The sequence below is a fragment of the Mycobacterium sp. genome, from assembly GCF_002863225.1.
GTDB lineage: Bacteria > Actinomycetota > Actinomycetes > Mycobacteriales > Mycobacteriaceae > Mycobacterium.
Genome location: NZ_PKEK01000065.1, coordinates 51923 through 70038 on the forward strand (window position 1 = coordinate 51923; position 18116 = coordinate 70038).

15 protein-coding genes and 1 tRNA gene are annotated in these 18116 nt (G+C 65.9%); 8 read left to right on the forward strand and 8 right to left on the reverse strand.

The genetic code is table 11. The annotated features are described in order from the left end of the window. Nucleotides 1-20: 20 nt before the first annotated feature. On the reverse strand, nt 21-2024 hold the full coding sequence (locus CYU59_RS20465; RefSeq protein ID WP_293002162.1) for a serine/threonine-protein kinase: 2004 nt from the start codon (nt 2022-2024) through the stop codon (nt 21-23). 343 nt (nt 2025-2367) lie between these two features. Between CYU59_RS20465 and CYU59_RS20470 the strand changes: the two genes are divergently transcribed. Together CYU59_RS20470 and CYU59_RS20475 are read left to right on the forward strand one after the other, a co-directional pair. After that, nucleotides 2368-4980 carry an FHA domain-containing protein gene (locus tag CYU59_RS20470; RefSeq protein ID WP_293002084.1) on the forward strand — a complete coding sequence of 871 codons (2613 nt, stop codon included), beginning with the start codon at nt 2368-2370 and terminating at the stop codon, nt 4978-4980. Nucleotides 4981-5068: 88 nt separating this feature from the next. Beyond that, nucleotides 5069-5503, forward strand: coding sequence for a DUF402 domain-containing protein (locus CYU59_RS20475; RefSeq protein ID WP_293002164.1), 435 nt, complete (start codon nt 5069-5071; stop codon nt 5501-5503). 146 nt (nt 5504-5649) lie between these two features. Here CYU59_RS20475 and CYU59_RS20480 read toward each other — a convergent pair whose 3' ends face one another. Both CYU59_RS20480 and CYU59_RS20485 read right to left on the reverse strand, forming a co-directional pair. After that, complete coding sequence (locus CYU59_RS20480) at nt 5650-6219, reverse strand: hypothetical protein (protein ID WP_293002086.1); 570 nt, start codon at nt 6217-6219, stop codon at nt 5650-5652. A 98-nt stretch (nt 6220-6317) separates the two neighbouring features. Further along, nucleotides 6318-6473, reverse strand: a complete 156-nt coding sequence (locus CYU59_RS20485; protein ID WP_293002088.1) for a DUF6131 family protein — start codon at nt 6471-6473, stop codon at nt 6318-6320. Nucleotides 6474-6636: 163 nt separating this feature from the next. Here CYU59_RS20485 and CYU59_RS20490 point away from each other — a divergent pair, with 163 nt between their 5' ends. Beyond that, nucleotides 6637-7041, forward strand: coding sequence for a hypothetical protein (locus CYU59_RS20490; protein ID WP_293002090.1), 405 nt, complete (start codon nt 6637-6639; stop codon nt 7039-7041). On the opposite strand, the gene coaE is transcribed toward CYU59_RS20490, so the two are convergent. The 4 genes from coaE to CYU59_RS20510 all read right to left on the reverse strand — a co-directional run bounded on the left by coaE (nt 7031) and on the right by CYU59_RS20510 (nt 13061). Beyond that, the gene (gene coaE / locus CYU59_RS20495; protein WP_293002092.1) at nt 7031-8245 is read right to left on the reverse strand and encodes a dephospho-CoA kinase; all 1215 of its coding nucleotides are present in this window, start codon (nt 8243-8245) and stop codon (nt 7031-7033) included. The genes CYU59_RS20490 and coaE overlap by 11 nt on opposite strands. Nucleotides 8246-8352: 107 nt before the next feature. Beyond that, entirely contained in the window at nt 8353-9792 is a 1440-nt protein-coding gene (rpsA, locus tag CYU59_RS20500) for a 30S ribosomal protein S1 (protein WP_293002094.1), read from the reverse strand. Nucleotides 9793-9999: 207 nt separating this feature from the next. After that, complete coding sequence (gene polA, locus CYU59_RS20505) at nt 10000-12675, reverse strand: DNA polymerase I (protein WP_293002166.1); 2676 nt, start codon at nt 12673-12675, stop codon at nt 10000-10002. 98 nt (nt 12676-12773) lie between these two features. Further along, on the reverse strand, nt 12774-13061 hold the full coding sequence (locus CYU59_RS20510) for an antibiotic biosynthesis monooxygenase (protein WP_293002096.1): 288 nt from the start codon (nt 13059-13061) through the stop codon (nt 12774-12776). Nucleotides 13062-13187: 126 nt separating this feature from the next. Here CYU59_RS20510 and CYU59_RS20515 point away from each other — a divergent pair, with 126 nt between their 5' ends. Both CYU59_RS20515 and CYU59_RS20520 read left to right on the forward strand, forming a co-directional pair. Further along, nucleotides 13188-13631: an OB-fold domain-containing protein gene (locus CYU59_RS20515; protein WP_293002098.1), complete on the forward strand. Its 444-nt coding sequence runs from the start codon at nt 13188-13190 to the stop codon at nt 13629-13631. Continuing rightward, nucleotides 13628-14830: a lipid-transfer protein gene (locus CYU59_RS20520; protein WP_293002100.1), complete on the forward strand. Its 1203-nt coding sequence runs from the start codon at nt 13628-13630 to the stop codon at nt 14828-14830. Before CYU59_RS20515 ends, CYU59_RS20520 begins: the two co-directional genes overlap by 4 nt. Before the next feature lie 94 nt (nt 14831-14924). Here CYU59_RS20520 and CYU59_RS20525 read toward each other — a convergent pair whose 3' ends face one another. Then, nucleotides 14925-15536, reverse strand: coding sequence for an ANTAR domain-containing response regulator (locus CYU59_RS20525; protein ID WP_293002102.1), 612 nt, complete (start codon nt 15534-15536; stop codon nt 14925-14927). Between the two features lie 99 nt (nt 15537-15635). On the opposite strand from CYU59_RS20525, the gene CYU59_RS20530 reads away from it, so the two are divergent. The 3 genes from CYU59_RS20530 (at nt 15636) to CYU59_RS20540 (ending at nt 18089) form a co-directional block, all read left to right on the forward strand. Beyond that, nucleotides 15636-15712, forward strand: a tRNA-Leu gene (locus CYU59_RS20530). A gap of 311 nt (nt 15713-16023) precedes the next feature. Next, on the forward strand, nt 16024-16527 hold the full coding sequence (locus CYU59_RS20535; RefSeq protein WP_293002104.1) for a DNA starvation/stationary phase protection protein: 504 nt from the start codon (nt 16024-16026) through the stop codon (nt 16525-16527). 236 nt (nt 16528-16763) lie between these two features. Beyond that, nucleotides 16764-18089, forward strand: a complete 1326-nt coding sequence (locus tag CYU59_RS20540; RefSeq protein WP_293002106.1) for an adenylate/guanylate cyclase domain-containing protein — start codon at nt 16764-16766, stop codon at nt 18087-18089. The last annotated feature ends 27 nt before the right edge of the window (nt 18090-18116 follow it).

Below are 18116 nucleotides of genomic sequence, written 5' to 3' on the forward strand. Positions count from 1 at the left end.
GCACCGACATGTGCCGCTACTCAGCTGTGCTGCCCGCTCCACACCCGGGTCCCGGGGTCGCACTGGATGAGATGCCCGTCTTCGGACTTCGACATGGTGAACACCGGTGTGTCGGTGCACGAGGTACCGACCGGGTGCACGCCGCTGGTTGCCGGCGCCTTGTCCCAGACGTTGGTCTCGCAGACCACCTGCTCGTTGGCGGTGGAGTCGTAGGCGACCTTGTCGATGTCGCTGCAGGACCCGCCGAGCACGGGCGGCGACGGGGCGCCGACCGGGGTGGCCGCCTGGTTGGCCGCGTCTGCCGGGTCGGCCACCGTCACATCCGGCGGGACGTCGCCGGTGCGCGAACCGAGCACGGGGATCCGCAGCGTGGCGCCTTGGGCACCGCATTCGTTGCTCTGCACGGACTGGGTCTGAACTCCGCGCAGGGTGCCGTCGGGTTCGGGGGTCAGCGTCCACACCACGCTCTCCGACTGGTTGACGACGGGAGCCCCACGGGTCTTCTGGCACTGCACCTCTAGCTGACGCGGCTCGCTCTGCCAGTGACCGTCGACGAAGTGCAGAACCCCGGCGTTGCCGGTGCCGGTGCTCTTCGCGTAGCTGTGGCTGGCGTCGTCGAGCTTGGTGCCGGTCGCCGCACACCCGGCAGCGGTGCACGCCGACGAGAAAGCCCACCACGTGGTGTCGCCGCCGTTGGTCCGGATGATGCCGTTCGACGTCTGCTTGGCGCGGTCGTAGTCGAGCCGGTAGGTGCCGTTGAGCGGAGGCGCGGCGAGTGCCGAGCCGGATGTCGACGTCTTGTTCACCCGTGGCGGGGCTGCGGTGACCGGCTGCGGCTGGTTGTCCCAGGAGAAGAACGAAATGGCCCAGGTGACGGCCAGCGACAGCATTGCCAGCACCATCGCCACCGCGACGCCCGATTTCACCGTCAGCTTTCGTGCGCGCGCCGAGGTGCGCGGGCGGCGCAGCGGCAGTTTCACCCGACCTTTGTCGCCGCAGCCGCCGACTTGCTCGCTGAAAGCCGCGGCGAACTGCCGGCACCGGTCGTACCGGTCCGCGGGGTCCTTGGCCAGCGCGGTGAAGAACACCTCGTCCATGCCGGCCAGGTCGGGACGGTAGTCGCTGAGCCGGGGAGGTGCCGCATGCAGGTGCTGACTGATCACCGCGACCGGGTTGGAGTTCTGGAACGGCGGCACGCCGGCGAGTAGATGAAACGCCGAGGCCGCCAGCGCATATTGGTCGGCGCGCCCGTCGATGTTCGAACCGACGAGCTGCTCGGGGGCGGCGTAGGCGACGGTGCCGACTGCGACGTTGGTCTCGGTGATCCCACTGATGTCGGCAAGTTGTCGCGCAACGCCGAAGTCCGCCAACAGGATTCGGCGATCGTCCTCATCCGGGTGGGTCAGCAGGATGTTGGCCGGTTTGACGTCGCGGTGCAGCAGGCCCCGGGCGTGGGCGTAATCGAGTGCCCCGGCCACCGCGGTGACGATCGCGCAGACGTCCTGCTCGGCCATGCCGCCGCGGAACCGCTCCCGCATCAGCCGGGCGGCGTCGGTGCCCTCGACGTAGTCCATCGCGATCCACAGGTGGCCGTCGAACTCGCCGCGGTCGTGCACCGCGACGATGTGCGGGTGCCACAGCGTGGCGGCCAGATCGGCTTCGCGGTTGAATCTTTCACGGAATTCGGCGTCATTGGTGGTGCCCTCGCTGAGGATTTTGAGCGCGTCGCGACGTGGCAGCCTGGGGTGCTTGGCGAGGTAGACGTCGGCCATTCCGCCGGATCCCAGCGGCCGCAGGATTGTGTAACCGGCGAACGACGTCGGTGTGGCCAGCGCCCCATCCGACGGCTCACCGGTCACGGGGCGGCGACCCTGCACCGGATCGCGGTCCGGGCGCGAGCCGATCAGCGGCACCCGCGTCAGCAGCCGGGTGATCGCCAGATCGGGGAGTGATGCGTAACCGCGTTCGAGGAAACTACGGGAGCGCGGCGGTTCGGAGGGCTGCGACGGCGGCGCCGAGGGCATCGACTGGGCGTCCCAGCGCTGGGTGGCTCTGGTCGCATCGTCCATCGACGCTCTCCCCCTTACTTCGCTCGCGTGGCGTGTGCCTCACCGCTCTCCGATTGCCCGCCGCACCGAATCGTGAATCAGTTGCGACCCGGGCATTTTCGCCACCCCCGGAGGCGCAGCCGAGTTCGCAGAACTGACTCACCATCCACGATGATGCCTACGGATGCGGTGCTCTCCTGTTGTGCCGCTTATGAAACAGCTGTGAATCGAGGTACTTGGCGCAGCTCGTGCACGCCATTCAGTCGAATCACACTGCGTCAGGCCGAAACCATGTCTTGACGGAGTCGATACTGGAGTGGTGAGTCGACCAGCCCCGCCCGTACTGACCGTTTGGCACAACGGCTCCGAGAGTACGTTCACGCCGGGCCACGACGTCATCATCGGGCGCGATCTGCGCGCCGACGTCCGGATTCCCGACCCGCGGATTTCGCGCGCGCACCTGATCCTGCGCTTCGATCAAGGAAAATGGGTCGCGATCGACAACGGCTCGGTGAACGGGACGTTCGTCAACGGCTATCGGCGGCCGGTCATCGATGTCCAAGACGGACAAAGCATCAACATCGGAAACGCGGGCGGACCGCTGCTGACGTTCGAGGTCGGGTCGCGCCGGGGTCACGGCGGTCCACCCCCGACTCCGGGACCACCCCGTGTCGGACAGCAGACGATGACGTGGTCGACTCCTGTGCGGCAGGCCGCTCCGGCGCCCCCCAGACCCGCTCCGCCGGCGCCCCCCAGGCCCGTGCCGCCGCCGCGCCCGGCTCCGCCGCTGCCGCCTTCGGAATATCCGACCAGCGTGCAGGCCGGGCGCCCGCCTGCCGGTCCGCCGCCGGACGAGGCGACCGTGGTGAACGCGCGATCCGCGCCGGTCCGGCAGGACGTGCCAGCCACTGAGGTCACCATGCTCGGCGCGCGTCCGGCTGAGGATGCGAACTTCGCCACTCGCTTCGTCAAGCGCATCGCGCCGAGGGCGACCCCGTCGGCCAAGCCGGTCGGCTCGGTCACCATCGGCCGGGCCGCCGACAACGACATCGTGGTGCCCGACGTGCTGGCGTCGCGGTACCACGCAACCCTGATTCTGACCCCGCTGGGTACAGAGATCCGCGACACCAGCGTCAACGGCACCTTCGTCAACGGCACGCGGGTCGGCTCGGCCATCCTCCGCGAGGACGACGTGGTCACCGTCGGCAACATCGACCTGATCGTCAGCGGTGGCCTGTTGGTCCGGCGCAGCGACACCGAGGCGGCCACCCGTACCGGCGGCCTCGAAGTGCGCAATGTTCAATACACCGTCGAGAATGGCAAACAGCTGCTCAGCGACATCTCGCTGACCGCCCGTCCCGGCACGCTGACCGCGGTGATCGGCGGATCCGGCGCCGGCAAGAGCACCCTGGCCCGGTTGATCGCCGGCTACACCACCCCCAGCGGCGGCTCAGTCACGTTCGAGGGCCACGACATTCACGCCGAGTACGCCTCGTTGCGCAGCCGCATCGGCATGGTGCCGCAGGATGACGTGGTCCACCGGCAGTTGACCGTCCACCAGGCGCTGAGCTACGCCGCCGAACTGCGCCTGCCCCCCGACACCAGCAAAGCCGACCGGATCAAGGTCGTCTCGCAGGTGCTCGAGGAGCTCGACTTGACCAAGCACGCCGACACCCGGGTCGACAAGCTCTCCGGCGGACAACGCAAACGCGCCTCGGTGGCGCTGGAGCTGCTGACCGGCCCGTCGCTGCTGATGCTCGACGAGCCCACATCAGGACTGGACCCGGCGCTGGACCTGCAGGTCATGACAATGCTGCGGCAGCTGGCCGACGCGGGCCGGGTGGTGCTGGTGGTCACCCATTCGCTGTCCTACCTCGACGTCTGCGATCAGGTGCTGCTGGTCGCGCCCGGCGGCAAAACCGCCTACTGCGGACCGCCGGACGGCATCGGCGAGGTGATGGGCACCACCAACTGGGCGAAGATCTTCAGCCAGGTCGGAGCCGACCCCGAGGAAGCCAACCGCCGGTTCCGCGAACGCCAGGAGCCGCAGCCACCGTCGAAGTCAGCCGCGCCGGCTGATCTCGGCGAGCCGGTGCACACCAGTGTCCCCCGGCAGATCTCGACGATCGCCCGACGGCAGGTCCGGCTGGTGATCGCCGATCGGGCCTACTTCGTGTTTCTGGCACTGCTGCCCTTCATTCTCGGCGCGTTGTCGCTCACGGTGCCGGGCACCACCGGATTCCGCGCGACCGATCCGCACACCGGGACCCCCGACGAGGCCGCGCAGATTCTGGCGTTGCTGCTGCCGGCCGCCGCCTTCATGGGGGTCGCGTTGACGATTCGCGACCTGGTCGGTGAGCGCGCCATCTTCCAGCGCGAGCAGGCCGTCGGCCTGTCGACCACGGCCTATCTGTTGGCCAAGACGTTCGTGTTCTGCGGCTTCGCCGTCCTGCAGGCGGCCATCGTCACCGCGATCGTGGTGGTCGGCAAGGGCGCTCCGAGCCGCGGTGCGGTCCTGCTGGGTCACTCGACGATGGCGGCCACCGCTGAGCTGTTCCTCACTGTGGCCGCCGCCTGTGTGGCATCGGCCGTCCTCGGCCTGGCGATTTCGTCGCTGGTCCGGTCGAGCGAGCAGATCATGCCACTGTTCGTGGTCGCGGTGATGGCGCAGTTGGTTTTGTGCGGCGGGATGGTCCCGGTGACCGGCCGTCTCGGCCTGGACCAGATGTCCTGGCTGATGCCGGCGCGTTGGGGTTATGCGGCCGCGGCATCGACGGTCGATCTCCGCCATCTCGTGCCGCCGACCCTGCTTCCCCAGGATCAGTTCTGGCAGCACACCCGTCACTTCTGGCTGCTCGACATGGGCATGCTGGCCGGGCTGGCGCTGTTCTTCGCCTGCTTCGTCCGGTGGAAGATCCGGCTGAGGCGCTAGTCCGTCGAAAACAAGGTGAGCCATGCATCCGCCCAAACACGAGCGGTTCGATCTCCGCGACTACACCAACACCGACCCCAAAGGTATTGTGCGGGCGGTTGATCGGTACGTGGTGCAACCGTGGGGCCTCTACCTGGCCCGTCCCACCCCCGGTCGCGCACAGTTCCACTACCTCGAGTCGTGGCTGCTGCCGTCGCTCGGGTTGCGCGCGACCATCTTTCACTTCAATCCCGGTCATGAACGCGATCAGGACTACTACCTCGACGTCGGTGAGTTCACCGCCGGAGCCGACGAGTGGACCTCGGAGGACCACTACCTCGACCTCGTGGTCCGAACCCACCGCGGGGTGGATCTCGCGGATGTCGACGAGCTGCTGGACGCGGTCCGGCACGGCCTGCTGACGCCGGAAAGCGGTGAGTTGGCCATCCGTCGGGCGGTGGCCGCCATCGACGGTCTGTCTCGGCACGACTACGACCTCACGGAGTGGTTGGCCGTCACAGGCATGCAGCTGACCTGGCGATGATTACGAAAGCAGGTGCAAGACAAGGTTTCTCAACGGCGAGCAGGCGGTCTAAAAGCGATAGTGCATGAGTTCCACGCCCCGGTGAGCTTCGGCGCGTGGATGGCTCGTGGGTTGCTGATCGCCGGCGTCGTGGTGCCAGTGGGTGGTTACGCGGTTTCCTCCAACGGTTCTTGGTTTCCAGCGGGGGCCTGGAGCAACGTCGCGAACAGGGCGCGATAGTGCACAAAGGCCTCACGCTGTTGCTCGGTGTCTGCCCGGTGCTCAGCGAGGTGGATGCCGTGCGCAGCCCGATAGTCGTCAACGATCTGCGGATGGTCGACCGAGATGTCGGCGGCCTGCCGCTCGAAATCGTCGACGGGATAACCCCGTTCGCGCATCACTTCGGTCACCAGGCCGTCCGCGGCACCCACCGCCTTGGCCGGGTTGTCCACAAAGCCGGCCTGCACTTCTTGCCATCGCGCGGTGTATTCGGACAGCGCCGATGGCGTCAGCGCAACAATGTCGAGCTTTTTGCGCTTGCGCTCCCGCGTCGTGAGTTCGCGCACTGCACTCTTCTCGCTTCCGGTCTGTTCGACCACCTGCTCGTACTCACTGCCGTAGTGCTGCTTCAACCGCTTGGATTTGCTGCGAAATCTGATCATGCTTACCAAGACGACGGCAAAGACAACCAGGACGACGGCGACCGCTGCGATCACAATCCATTCCCAAATAGGCATCGCGTGCTCCTTTCATACGCGTGTCGAATAACCCAGCGCTTCACGCGGCAAACGTGCTCGTGTGACCTGTCGGACAGCGCCGGGGACGGGGCCTGCGGTCAGAAGTAGTGGCGGCGCCCGCCGATGGCACGTCCGGTGCCGCCCAGGACCGCCAGAATGGCGCCGACGACGAGGGCGACGATGCCCACGGTCCACAGGATGGAGATCTTGAGTACGAATCCCGCTATCAGCAGGATGATGCCGAGAGTGATCATGGCGGCGACTTCTTTCGGTCTACGGCGGCCAACGATTGGCCGTAAGCAAAGTCGACCACCCGTAAGGGGGCTGCCAGTACACCCCTAGGGAGGTAATCGCTTTCGGTACGTAGCGCGCTGGCTGGGTCGGCCGCGGCGGCCGGTCACGGTACTCTGTGCGGTCATGCGCACGATCTACAGATGGGTGGCAGTCGCCGCGGCGATCACCTGCACGCCGTTGACTCCCGCGCACGCCGATGACATGCACAACATCACCTACATCGCGCGGGTCGACGGCGTTGCCCCCGGTAGCCTGGCGACGTTCATCACCGCAGAGAACCAGACCAACATGGCGCAACTGAGTACGTTGCCCGGCAACGCTTTTCAAGCCAATGCGGTACTGGCCGACCCGCGTCACGCGGGCATGCAGGTGATGGTGAGGTGGCCGTACTCCGCGAATGCGCACTGCGAGATCGACGTCGACGACAAGGTCTTCGTCGAAGTCGATCAGGTGGTTCATCCGGCACCGGGCAGCTCCGACCCGATGAACGGTGTACTGCCCTGCGGGGCGCCCCTGCCTATTCCGTAGGTCGCCAGTGCGTCGCGTCGGCCCAGGTCCACGCCTCGCGGTAGGCCTCGTGGAACCACACCTCTTTCGCGGCGACATAGCCCGCGAGCGTGTCGCCCGCCCGCTCGGCATCGCGCTTGACGGCTAGATAGCGTTGTTGCGCATCAGGATTGGCCTTCAACCAGTCGACGAACAACAGAGCGAACTGTTGATTGGGCCACCCGTCGACCCGCAGGTGCACATTGGTCGGCCGGCCAGGGTCGGCCGACGCATGAATGCGCTTCCGCCACAGCTCGTCGTCGGCCGCGCGGTCGAATTCGGCTACGGTGCTGCGGATCTCCGACTTGCTCACATCGGCTGTGATCGGCAGGCGGACATACCCTGCGCCGGTGAGTGCGTCGGCCAGTTCGTCGGCAACGTCGAGCGAGGCGACCGTCACCTGGATGTCGACGACGTCCTTGGCGTCGAGCCCCTCGACAGCCGTGGACCCGATGTGATCGATGCGGACTGCGCGGTGACCACAAGCCGTGTCCAGCCGTGCCACGATGCGACGGGCCTGCTCCGGCCAGGACGGGTCGGACGGCACCACGACCGGCCGTGAACGGGCCGGCTCGCCGGCGTCCAGGTTGTGCTGGAACGGCACGATCCGGTCGTGCCACAGCGCACGGGCCTGTGCGACCAATTCGTCTGCGCTGCCGGTGTTGTCGAGCCACACGTCGGCGACCGCGCGGCGCTGTTCCTCGGTTGCCTGGGCTTTGATCCTGGCCCGGGCGTCGTCTTCGGTGAAGCCCCGATGCTCGATCAACCGTTGCACCCGGAGGTCCTCGTCGGCGTTCACGATGATCACCAACGGAAACATCGGCGCCATACCGGACTCCACGAGTAGTGGGATGTCCTCGACGATCACCGAATCCTTTCCGGCCGCCTCGATCAACTCGGAGCGGCGTTGGCCGACCAGCGGATGGACGATGCCGTTGAGCGTCTGGCGCTTGTCCTCGTCGCTGAACGCGATCGCCGCCAGCGCCGGGCGGTTGAGTGAGCCGTCGTCGGACAGGATGTCTTCACCGAAGGCCTCGACGAGCTTGGCCAGCCCCTCGGTGCCCGGCTCGACGACCTCACGAGAGATCACGTCACCGTCGACGACGATCCCGCCGAGCTCGCTGAAGGTGGAGGACACGGTCGACTTTCCGGCGCCGATACCGCCGGACAGGCCAATGCGCAGCACTGCACCAGTCTGTCAAAGCGCCCCCGGGGCCGATCCCCCGGCACACGCCCTCGGAACGACGAACGCCCCGACTCTCGAGAGCCGGGGCGTTCGGTCGGTCGTGCTGGTTAGGCGCTGCCTGCCAACTTCTCGCGCAGCGCGGCGAGCTGCGCGTCGCTGGCCAGCGAACCACCGCTGGGCGCGTCGTCGCTCGAGGAGCTGCTGGACTGCGGCCGGGCGGCCTCTTCGGCCTCGGCAGCGGCGAACTTCTCCATCTGCGCGGTGTGCATCTTGTGGCGACGCTCGGCCTCGGCGTAGCGGGCCTCCCACTCGGTGCGCTGCGTGTCGAAACCCTCGAGCCACTCGTTGGTGTCGGCGTCGAAGCCCTCGGGGAAGATGTAGTTGCCCTGGTCGTCGTAGCTGTCGGCCATGCCGTACTTGGCGGGGTCGAACTCTTCGGTGTAGTCCTCGTTGGCCTGCTTGAGGCTCAGCGAGATCCGGCGACGCTCCAGGTCGATGTCGATGACCTTGACCATCGCGTCGTCGCCGACGGCGACCACCTGATCGGGCACCTCGACGTGGCGCTCGGCCAGCTCCGAGATGTGCACCAGACCTTCGATGCCCTCTTCGACGCGGACGAATGCGCCGAACGGCACGAGCTTGGTGACCTTGCCCGGCACGATCTGGCCGATAGCGTGGGTGCGCGCGAAGTGCCGCCACGGGTCTTCCTGCGTCGCCTTCAGCGACAGGGAAACCCGCTCGCGGTCCATGTCAACGTCGAGCACCTCGACAGTGACCTCGTCGCCGACCTGCACGACCTCCGACGGGTGGTCGATGTGCTTCCAGGACAGCTCGGAGACGTGCACCAGACCGTCGACACCGCCGAGATCGACGAACGCGCCGAAGTTGACGATCGAGGACACCACACCCTTGCGGATGGCGCCCTTCTGGAGCTGGTTGAGGAACTCGCTGCGGACCTCGGACTGGGTCTGCTCCAGCCAGGCACGACGGGACAGCACCACGTTGTTGCGGTTCTTGTCCAGCTCGATGATCTTGGCCTCGATCTCCTTGCCGATGTACGGCTGCAGATCACGGACGCGGCGCATCTCGACCAGCGATGCGGGTAGGAAGCCACGCAGGCCGATGTCGAGGATCAGGCCACCCTTGACGACCTCGATGACGGTGCCCTTGACGGCCTCGTCCTTCTCCTTGAGAGCCTCGATCGTGCCCCAGGCGCGCTCGTACTGGGCGCGCTTCTTGGACAGGATCAGCCGGCCTTCTTTGTCCTCTTTGGTGAGAACCAGGGCTTCGACTTCATCGCCCACGGAAACGACCTCATTGGGGTCGACGTCGTGCTTGATGGAGAGTTCGCGGGACGGGATGACGCCTTCGGTCTTGTAACCGATGTCGAGGAGAACCTCGTCCCGGTCGACCTTGACGATGGTCCCTTCGACGATGTCGCCATCGTTGAAGTACTTGATTGTTTTGTCGATGGCGGCGAGAAAATCCTCGCTCGAGCCAATGTCGTTGATGGCTACTTGCGGCGAGGTGACGGTGGGACTCGGCATATTGTTGGGTTGCTCCGGACAGGTTGAGGTCGTAGGGAAATTACTGGTTTCAATTCGATCGCCCGGCTCCACATCGCGCTGCGCGCCATGAATCGTTACCGAACTACCCGTCGAGGCTACTCGACTAGGCCTATGCAGGCCAAACCCGGCCCACCGGGGTCTTGTGAGAAATCGCCGAATTCCTTCCGATCGGCTGGCGTCCGGACGCTAATGGGCGGCGGCATCCCAGCTGCGCCCGTAGCCCATCGACACCTCCATCGGCACGTCAAGCGGGTACGCGGCGCCCATCTTGTCCCGCACCAGGCTCTCGAGCTGGTCGTGTTCACCCTCGGCGACCTCGAACAACAGCTCGTCGTGCACCTGGAGCAGCATTCGTGAGGCCAGCCCCGTTTCGGTGAGCGCTTTGTCGACCTCGATCATCGCCACCTTGATGATGTCGGCCGCGCTGCCCTGGATCGGCGCGTTGAGCGCCGCCCGCTCGGCGGCCTCGCGGACGTTGCGGTTGCTGCTGTCCAACTCGGGCAGGTAGCGGCGGCGGCCGAAAACGGTCGAGGTGTAGCCGTCCTTCCGGGCTTGCTCGACGACGTTGTGGAGGTAGTCGCGGATGCCACCGAAGCGGGCAAAGTACAGATCCATCTGCTCTTTGGCTTCTTCGGTCGAGATCTTGAGCTGGGCGGACAATCCGTAGGCGCTCAGCCCGTAGGCCAAGCCGTAGGACATCGCCTTGACCCGCCGCCGCAACTCGGCGGTGACCTCGTCGATCGGCACACCGAACGCCCGCGAGGCGACGAACGAATGCAGATCCTCACCGGTGTTGAACGCCTCGATCAGGCCCTCGTCCTTGGACAGGTGCGCCATGATTCGCATTTCGATCTGGCTGTAGTCGGCGGTCATCAGTTCGGCGTAGCCCTTGCCGCCGTTCCCGCCGACGACGAACGCGTCGCGGATCTGGCGACCGGCATCGGTGCGGATCGGGATGTTCTGCAAGTTGGGTTCGGTGGACGACAGCCGACCGGTCGCCGCGATCGTCTGGTTGAAGGTGGTGTGGATGCGGCCGTCGCCGGCGACGGCATTGAGCAGCCCGTCGACCGTCACCTTGAGCCGGGTGACATCGCGGTGCACGAGTAGATGCTGCAGAAACGGATGCCCGGTCTTGTCGAACAACGTCTGCAGCGCGTCCGCGTCGGTGGTGTAGCCGGTCTTGGTCCGCTTGGTTTTCGGCATCTCCAGTTCGTCGAACAGCACCACCTGCAACTGTTTCGGCGAGCCGAGGTTGATCTGCTTGCCGATCACCGCGTAGGACGCCTCGGCCGCATCGCGGATCTGGTCGGCGAATTGGCTTTGCAGCGAACCCAGTTTGTTCAAGTCGACGGCGATGCCGATGCCCTCCATCGCCGCCAGCACCCGTTGCACCGGCAGCTCCATCTCGGCCAGCAGCGACGTCGAGTCGATCCGCTCGAGTTCGGCGTCCAGGGCGTCAGCGAGGTCGACCACCGCGCGCGCCCGCAACACCGCGGTCTGCACGGCCTGCTCGTCGACGCCGTCGTCATCATCGAGTAGCGAAAGCTGTTGCTGTTCGGATGTTTCCGCGCGCAGCTCGCGACGCAGGTAGCGCAGCGAGAGGTCGTCGAGGGTGAAGCTGCGCTGCCCCGGCCTGACCAGGTAGGCCGCCAGCGCGGTGTCGGAGCTGACGCCGTTCAGTGTCCAGCCGCGGCCGGCCAGATCGTGGATCGCCAGCTTGGCCTCGTGTAACGCTTTCGGCTGCTCGGGGTTGGCGAGCCAATCCCCCAGGGCCGAGTCGTCTTCGGGCGTCAGAGTCGTCGTGTCGACGAACCCGCCGTCGCCGTCGGCCGCGGCGATCGCCAAGGCGGTCGCGTCACCGCCGTAGGGCAGGTGCGTGCCCACCACCGCCAGGCCGGCCCGGCGGCCGTCGGCGGCGTGGTCGGCCAGCCACCGGGCCACGGTGCCGGGCTCCAACGCGCCCCCGCGCACGTCGAAGCCTTCGTCCACCTCGGGCTCGACCGCGGCCAATGTGTCGAACAGCCGGTCGCGCAGCACCCGGAATTCCAGTTGGTCGAACAGCTGATGGATCTGGTCCCGGTCCCAGGGCTGCATCCGCAGGGTGTCCGGTGTCTGGGCCAGCGGGACATCGCGCACCAAATCGGTCAGCTCGCGGTTGAGCACGACGCTGGACAGGTTGGCCCGCAACGCATCGCCGACCTTGCCGCGCACCGATTCCACGTCGTCGACCAGCGCCTGCAGCGATCCGTATTCGCTGATCCACTTCGACGCCGTTTTTTCGCCGACGCCCGGGATGCCGGGCAGGTTGTCGCTCGGGTCGCCGCGCAGCGCGGCGAAGTCCGGGTACTGCGTGGGCGTCAGGCCGTATTTCTCCACCACCGCCTCCGGGGTGAACCGGGTCAGCTCGCTGACACCTTTGCGCGGGTAGAGCACGGTGACGTCGTCGGTGACCAGCTGGAGCGAATCGCGGTCGCCGGTGACGACCAAGACCCGGTAGCCCTCGTTCTCGGCCTGGGTGGTCAGCGTGGCGATCAGGTCGTCGGCTTCGAAGCCGGGTTCGGCCAGGACCGTGATCCCAAGGGCGGCAAGGACTTCCTTGGTGATGTCGATCTGGCCGCGGAATTCGTCCGGCGTGGTCGACCGGTTCGCCTTGTACTCCGGGAAGCGCTCCGAACGGAAGGTCTGCCGCGATACGTCGAACGCCGCGGCGATATGGGTCGGCGCCTCGTCGCGCAGCAGGTTGATCAGCATCGCGGTGAACCCGTAGACGGCGTTGGTGGTCAGCCCGCCCTGGGTCTTGAAGTTCTCGGCGGGCAGCGCGTAAAACGCCCGATAGGCCAGCGAGTTGCCGTCCAGCAGCATCAACGTGGGCTTGGCCTCGGCGGCCGTGCCGGTGTCTGACTTCTTGCTCGCGGTCCTGGCTGGGCTCACGGACCCAACTCTAGAGACACCTCACGACATCAGGTCAGCCGCCGCTCGGCGGTGACGTCGTATTCGCAGACCGACGCGGAGATGATCGAACCCTGCTGCTCTTCGGAGGGCCCGCTGCCGCGGAATTCGTCGACGGCCGCACGCGATTCCCATCGTTCGAAGATGTCGATGCGGCCCGCTTCGACCAGGTCGGCACTGATCGCGAAGTCCAGGCAGCCGCGCGCCTGGCGGGCCAGCTCGACGACCGTCGCACATCCGGCCAAGTAGCTCTCCCGCTGCAGCGGGTCCACGACGAGATACCCCGCGACGATCACCATGGCCTGTCCCCTCGCTTGTTCGACAACCTTCGACAGTGTGACCGCGCGGAGCGGCCGAACTCATCGCCCGGAGCATCAAACTGCAACACGTTTCAGTTTCGCGCCTGCGCTGGGTAGTCTGGCCCGGTGCCAGAGGTCACCAGCCCAGAACCCGCGATCGACGGGTGGTTCGCCACCGAAGACGCCGACCATCCGCATCTGATCGGCAGCAAGTGCCCCGAATGCGGCACCTATGTGTTCCCGCCGCGGGAGAACAACTGCCCGAACCCGGCGTGTGACAGCGACACGCTCGACTCGGTCGCGCTGTCACGTCGCGGAAAGCTGTGGAGTTACACCGAGAACCGTTATCCGCCGCCCAAGCCCTACCCGGCCCCGGATCCGTTCGAGCCGTTCGCCATCGCCGCGGTGGAACTCGCCGACGAGGGAATCATCGTGCTGGGCAAAGTGGTCGAGGGCACGCTGGCCGCTGATCTGAAGGTCGGCATGGAGATGGAATTGGCGACGATGACCCTGTACACCGACGGCGACGGAGTCGAACGCCTCGTGCACGCCTGGAGGATCTCGAAATGAGCACTCCCGACCCGCTGTACATTCTCGGCGCCGGCATGCACCCCTGGGGCAAGTGGGGCCGCGACTTCACCGAATACGGCGTCGTCGCCGCACGCGCGGCGCTGGCCGAAGCTGGCCTGGACTGGCGACAGATCCAGCTGGTTGCCGGCGCCGACACCATCCGCAACGGCTACCCGGGCTTCATCGCCGGGTCGACGTTCGCCCAGAAGCTCGGCTGGAACGGCGTGCCGGTCAGCTCCAGCTACGCCGCGTGCGCCAGCGGATCGCAGGCACTACAGAGCGCCCGCGCCCACATCCTGGCCGGATTCTGCGACGTCGCGCTCGTCATCGGCGCCGACACCACCCCCAAGGGGGCGTTCGCCCCGGTCGGCGGTGAGCGCAAGAACGACCCGGACTGGCAGCGCTTCCACCTGATCGGGGCGATGAACCCGGTGTACTTCGCGCTGCTGGCCCGTCGCCGGATGGACCTCTACGGGGCGACGTCCGAGGATTTCGCGCGGGTGAAGGTCAAGAACTCTCAGCACGGCCTGCAGAACCCGAATGCCCGCTACCGCAAGGAGTCCTCGATCGAGGACGTGCTGGCCAGCCCGGTGGTCAGCGACCCGCTGCGGCAGCTCGACATCTGCGCCACGTCCGACGGCGCGGCCGCGCTGATCGTGGCCAGCGCGGAGTTCGCCCGCAAGCATCTCGGCTCCCTGGACGGCGTGCCGTCGGTGCGGGCGGTGAGCACGGTGACGCCGCAGTACCCGCAACACCTTCCTGAATTACCGGATATCGCAACGGATTCCACCGCGGTAGTGGCGGCGCCGGAACGGGTGTTCAAGGATCAGATCCTGGACGCCGCCTACGCCGAAGCCGGCGTAGGACCCGAGGACGTGAGCCTGGCCGAGGTCTATGACCTGTCCACTGCCCTGGAGCTGGACTGGTACGAGCACCTCGGGCTGTGCCCCAAGGGCGAGGCCGAGAAGCTACTGCGCAGCGGTGACACCGCGCTCGGCGGCAAGGTGCCGGTGAACCCCTCAGGCGGGTTGGCCTGCTTCGGTGAGGCCATTCCCGCTCAGGCGATCGCGCAAGTCTGCGAATTGACCTGGCAGCTGCGTGGCCAGGCCACCGGCCGGCAGGTCGAGGGCGCGACAGTCGGCGTGACCGCGAATCAGGGACTCTTCGGCCACGGCTCCTCGGTGATCGTCGCGCGCTAGGCCGCTCAGCTCGGCGTGACCGTCGACTGTGCGCCTAATAGCGGCGATTTCGCCGATTTCGCCGGCACAACATGCACAGTCGGCGACGTGAAGATCAGCTCGAAGCGTCCTTGGACGACTCGAGGGTCTCCAGCACAACCTCGGCGACGTGCTTCATCGTGGTGCGCCGGTCCATCGCCGCGCGCTGGATCCACTTGAACGCCTCGGGCTCGGTCATCCCCTGGTTGGCCTGCAGCAGGCCCTTGGCCCGCTCGACGACCTTACGGGTCTCCAGTCGGTCGGCCAGCGTCTCGACTTCGAGCTCCAACGCCCGGATTTCGCTGAACCGGCTGAGTGCCACCTCGATCGCCGGAATCAGATCGGAGATGGTGAACGGCTTCACCAGATACGCCATCGCCCCGGCGTCGCGTGCCCGCTCGACGAGATCGCGCTGGCTGAACGCGGTCAGGATGACGATCGGCGCGATGCGCTTGGCGGCGATCTCGGATGCGGCGTCGATGCCGTCGCGTCGCGGCATCTTGACATCCATGATCACCAAGTCCGGCTTGAGCTGCTCGGCCAGCTCGACAGCCTCCTGGCCGTCACCGGCCTCGCCGACGATCTCGTAGCCCTCTTCGCGCAGCATCTCGGCGAGGTCCAGCCGGATCAGGGCCTCGTCTTCGGCGATGAGGACCCGGTGCGAGCTGGCGGCGGCGGAGTCGGTCATGGTGAACATTCTCTCGTGAACCGCGGGAAACCTCGACCGCGGGGCTGTGAGTCGGCTCGCACTGCCCGATCCTCTATGGTGGGAGGCCGATGTTGCCAGGCCCTCGTATCCCAACTGGCAGAGGAAACGGATTCAAAACCCGTCCAGTGTGAGTTCGAATCTCACCGAGGGCACCAAACGCCTCCAGTGAACCCACGACATTCCGGATAAAGTCATGTGGCGCCATTTTTTCAATGCAAGAAATCGCGCCTATTGTTGATCCGCAGATTGCATCCGACATCAAATATTCAATGTCTATAGTCCCGCTGACGCGCAAGCAAGCCTACCCTTGGTGAATTCAGCCTTACCTAAACAAGGTTATCCTTTCCTTCCTGAGCCCCATTTGACAGATGCCATTCTTGTGGCATTCTTTTTGGGAATCGCGAAATATCAAAGCCACGAGATATCCGCGAGAACAGCCTAACCTAAACTCAGCAAGGGAAATACAATGACGGTTATTGACAACCACCGCCGCCAGAGTGTCTACGACGGCACCACCGCCTCATCGTCGTTGAGCGACAACCTGCAGCGGGCGCTCACCGATCTGATCGAACTGCATCTCACCGGCAAGCAGGCACACTGGAACATCGTCGGGACGAATTTTCGCGACCTGCATCTCCAGCTCGACGAGCTGGTGGAGTTCGCTCGAGGAGCCAGCGACGACGTGGCCGAGCGGATGCGTGCGCTCAACGCGGTCCCCGACGGCCGGTCGGACACTGTCGCTAGCAACACCACCTTGCCGCAATTCCCTGCGGGCGAGATTTCCACGGCGTCGGCGGTCGAGCTCGTGACAGCCCGCACTTACGCAGCAGCCGAAACGCTGCGTTCGGTGCGCGAGCCGGTCGAGCTAGAAGATCCCACTACAGCGGATTTGCTCGACCAATTCATCATTGAATTGGAAAAGCAGGCGTGGTTGATTAAATCCGAAACGCGCCTCCCAAGGGCCTTGTAATTCTTCGGAACGCGTTCAATACGCGGGTGGGCGCTTGGTATTCGCGTGACCGCGACGTTGCGGGTAGTGACGCTGCGCGGATGGCAAGCGCTCACCGGTGCCGACCAGATCGCCATTTCCGCAGCGGCGATCGCATGGCATTCGCGGCACCTGTGAACCCCGTCGAGTGTGAGTTCGAATCACTCAGGGCACTCCAAGACACCCACAGCCGACATCTGAGCCGTTAGGCTCCTGATGTGGTGGCTAAGCGGTGCGCCGCCCAGCAACCAGCAGGTTCGCGGCGTACACCCGATTGCGTGGAGGCAGTGCGCGCGCTGCCTCGCGTCCGCAGCCAGGTATACATCGAGCGCGTCGCCCGGCGCCGCCGGATATTGAACCTCACCGCGGCGATGGCCGTGCTGATCAGCGCCGGTTTCGGCTTCGTCGAGATGTTCGCCTCGCCCACCGTGTGGTGGACCGGTTTCATCAACATCGTCGGTGCTGCGATCTATGCGTCCGTGCCGCTGCTGCATCGCTTCGGTGAACTGCTTCCGCCGCTGACCTTCATCGGCACCGCCTACCTTTCGATCTTCGCGATCTGCTGGTTCGTGGGCACCGGCTCGGGCCTGCAGTTCTACTTCCTGGTCGCGGCCTGTCTGGTCGTCCTGCAACTGGGGGTCGACCGCATATTCCTGGCTTCGCTGCTGGCCGCGATCGCCGCCGGGATGGTGATCACGCTGCAGTTCCTGGTCCCCCGCAACACCGGTGCGCAACCGGCGTGGGCGCTGTCGATGAGTTTTGTCGTCACCACCATCTCTGCCTGCATCATGGTGGTGACGACGGTCTGGTACGCGGTGCGCGAGATCGTTCGCGCCGAAGCGGCGATGGAAGTGGAATACGAGCGCTCCGAGGCGCTGCTGGCCAACATCCTGCCGGCCAGCGTCGCCGAGCGGCTAAAAGACCCGGCGCGCAAGATCATTGCCGACAAGTACGAGGATGCTTCGGTGTTGTTCGCCGACATCGCCGGCTTCACCGAACGCGCCAGCGACATGCCACCCGATCAGTTAATCCTGTTCCTGGACCAGCTTTACGGCGATTTCGATGCCTTGGTCGACAAACACGGTCTGGAGAAGATCAAGGTCAGCGGCGACTCCTACATGGTGGTGAGCGGCGTGCCGGAGCCGCGACCGGACCACGTCGAGGCGTTGGCCGCGTTCGCGCTCGACATGGCCGAAGCGGTTCGCACGCTGAAGGATTCGCGCGGAAATCCGCTTCCGCTCCGAATCGGGTTGGCCCGCGGACCCGTTGTCGCGGGCGTGGTGGGTTCGCGCCGGTTCTTCTACGACGTCTGGGGCGACGCGGTCAACGTCGCGTCCCGAATGGAATCCACCGATTCGATCGGCCGTATACAGGTGCCCGAATCTGTGTACCTGCAACTCAAGGACGACTTCGTGCTGCAGGCCCGCGGCGACATCGAGATCAAGGGCAAGGGGCGGATGCGCACCTGGTATCTGATCGGCCGCAAGCCGAGTGCCGGTTCGGGCGATGTTCGCGCCGAGGCTCCCCAACGGGTCGGAGCCTGACCCGCGGCAAAGCTTCCACCTCGATGT

Bases quoted from the DNA above. Each gene is read 5' to 3' on its own strand.
- CYU59_RS20465 (WP_293002162.1), bottom strand. From the start codon at position 2,024: ATGCCCTCGGCGCCGCCGTCGCAGCCCTCCGAACCGCCGCGCTCCCGT.
- CYU59_RS20480 (WP_293002086.1), bottom strand. From the start codon at position 6,219: ATGCCTATTTGGGAATGGATTGTGATCGCAGCGGTCGCCGTCGTCCTG.
- CYU59_RS20485 (WP_293002088.1), bottom strand. From the start codon at position 6,473: ATGATCACTCTCGGCATCATCCTGCTGATAGCGGGATTCGTACTCAAG.
- CYU59_RS20490 (WP_293002090.1), top strand. From the start codon at position 6,637: ATGCGCACGATCTACAGATGGGTGGCAGTCGCCGCGGCGATCACCTGC.
- rpsA (WP_293002094.1), bottom strand. From the start codon at position 9,792: ATGCCGAGTCCCACCGTCACCTCGCCGCAAGTAGCCATCAACGACATT.
- polA (WP_293002166.1), bottom strand. From the start codon at position 12,675: ATGCTGCTGGACGGCAACTCGCTGGCCTATCGGGCGTTTTACGCGCTG.
- CYU59_RS20510 (WP_293002096.1), bottom strand. From the start codon at position 13,061: ATGGTGATCGTCGCGGGGTATCTCGTCGTGGACCCGCTGCAGCGGGAG.
- CYU59_RS20520 (WP_293002100.1), top strand. From the start codon at position 13,628: ATGAGCACTCCCGACCCGCTGTACATTCTCGGCGCCGGCATGCACCCC.
- CYU59_RS20525 (WP_293002102.1), bottom strand. From the start codon at position 15,536: ATGACCGACTCCGCCGCCGCCAGCTCGCACCGGGTCCTCATCGCCGAA.
- CYU59_RS20535 (WP_293002104.1), top strand. From the start codon at position 16,024: ATGACGGTTATTGACAACCACCGCCGCCAGAGTGTCTACGACGGCACC.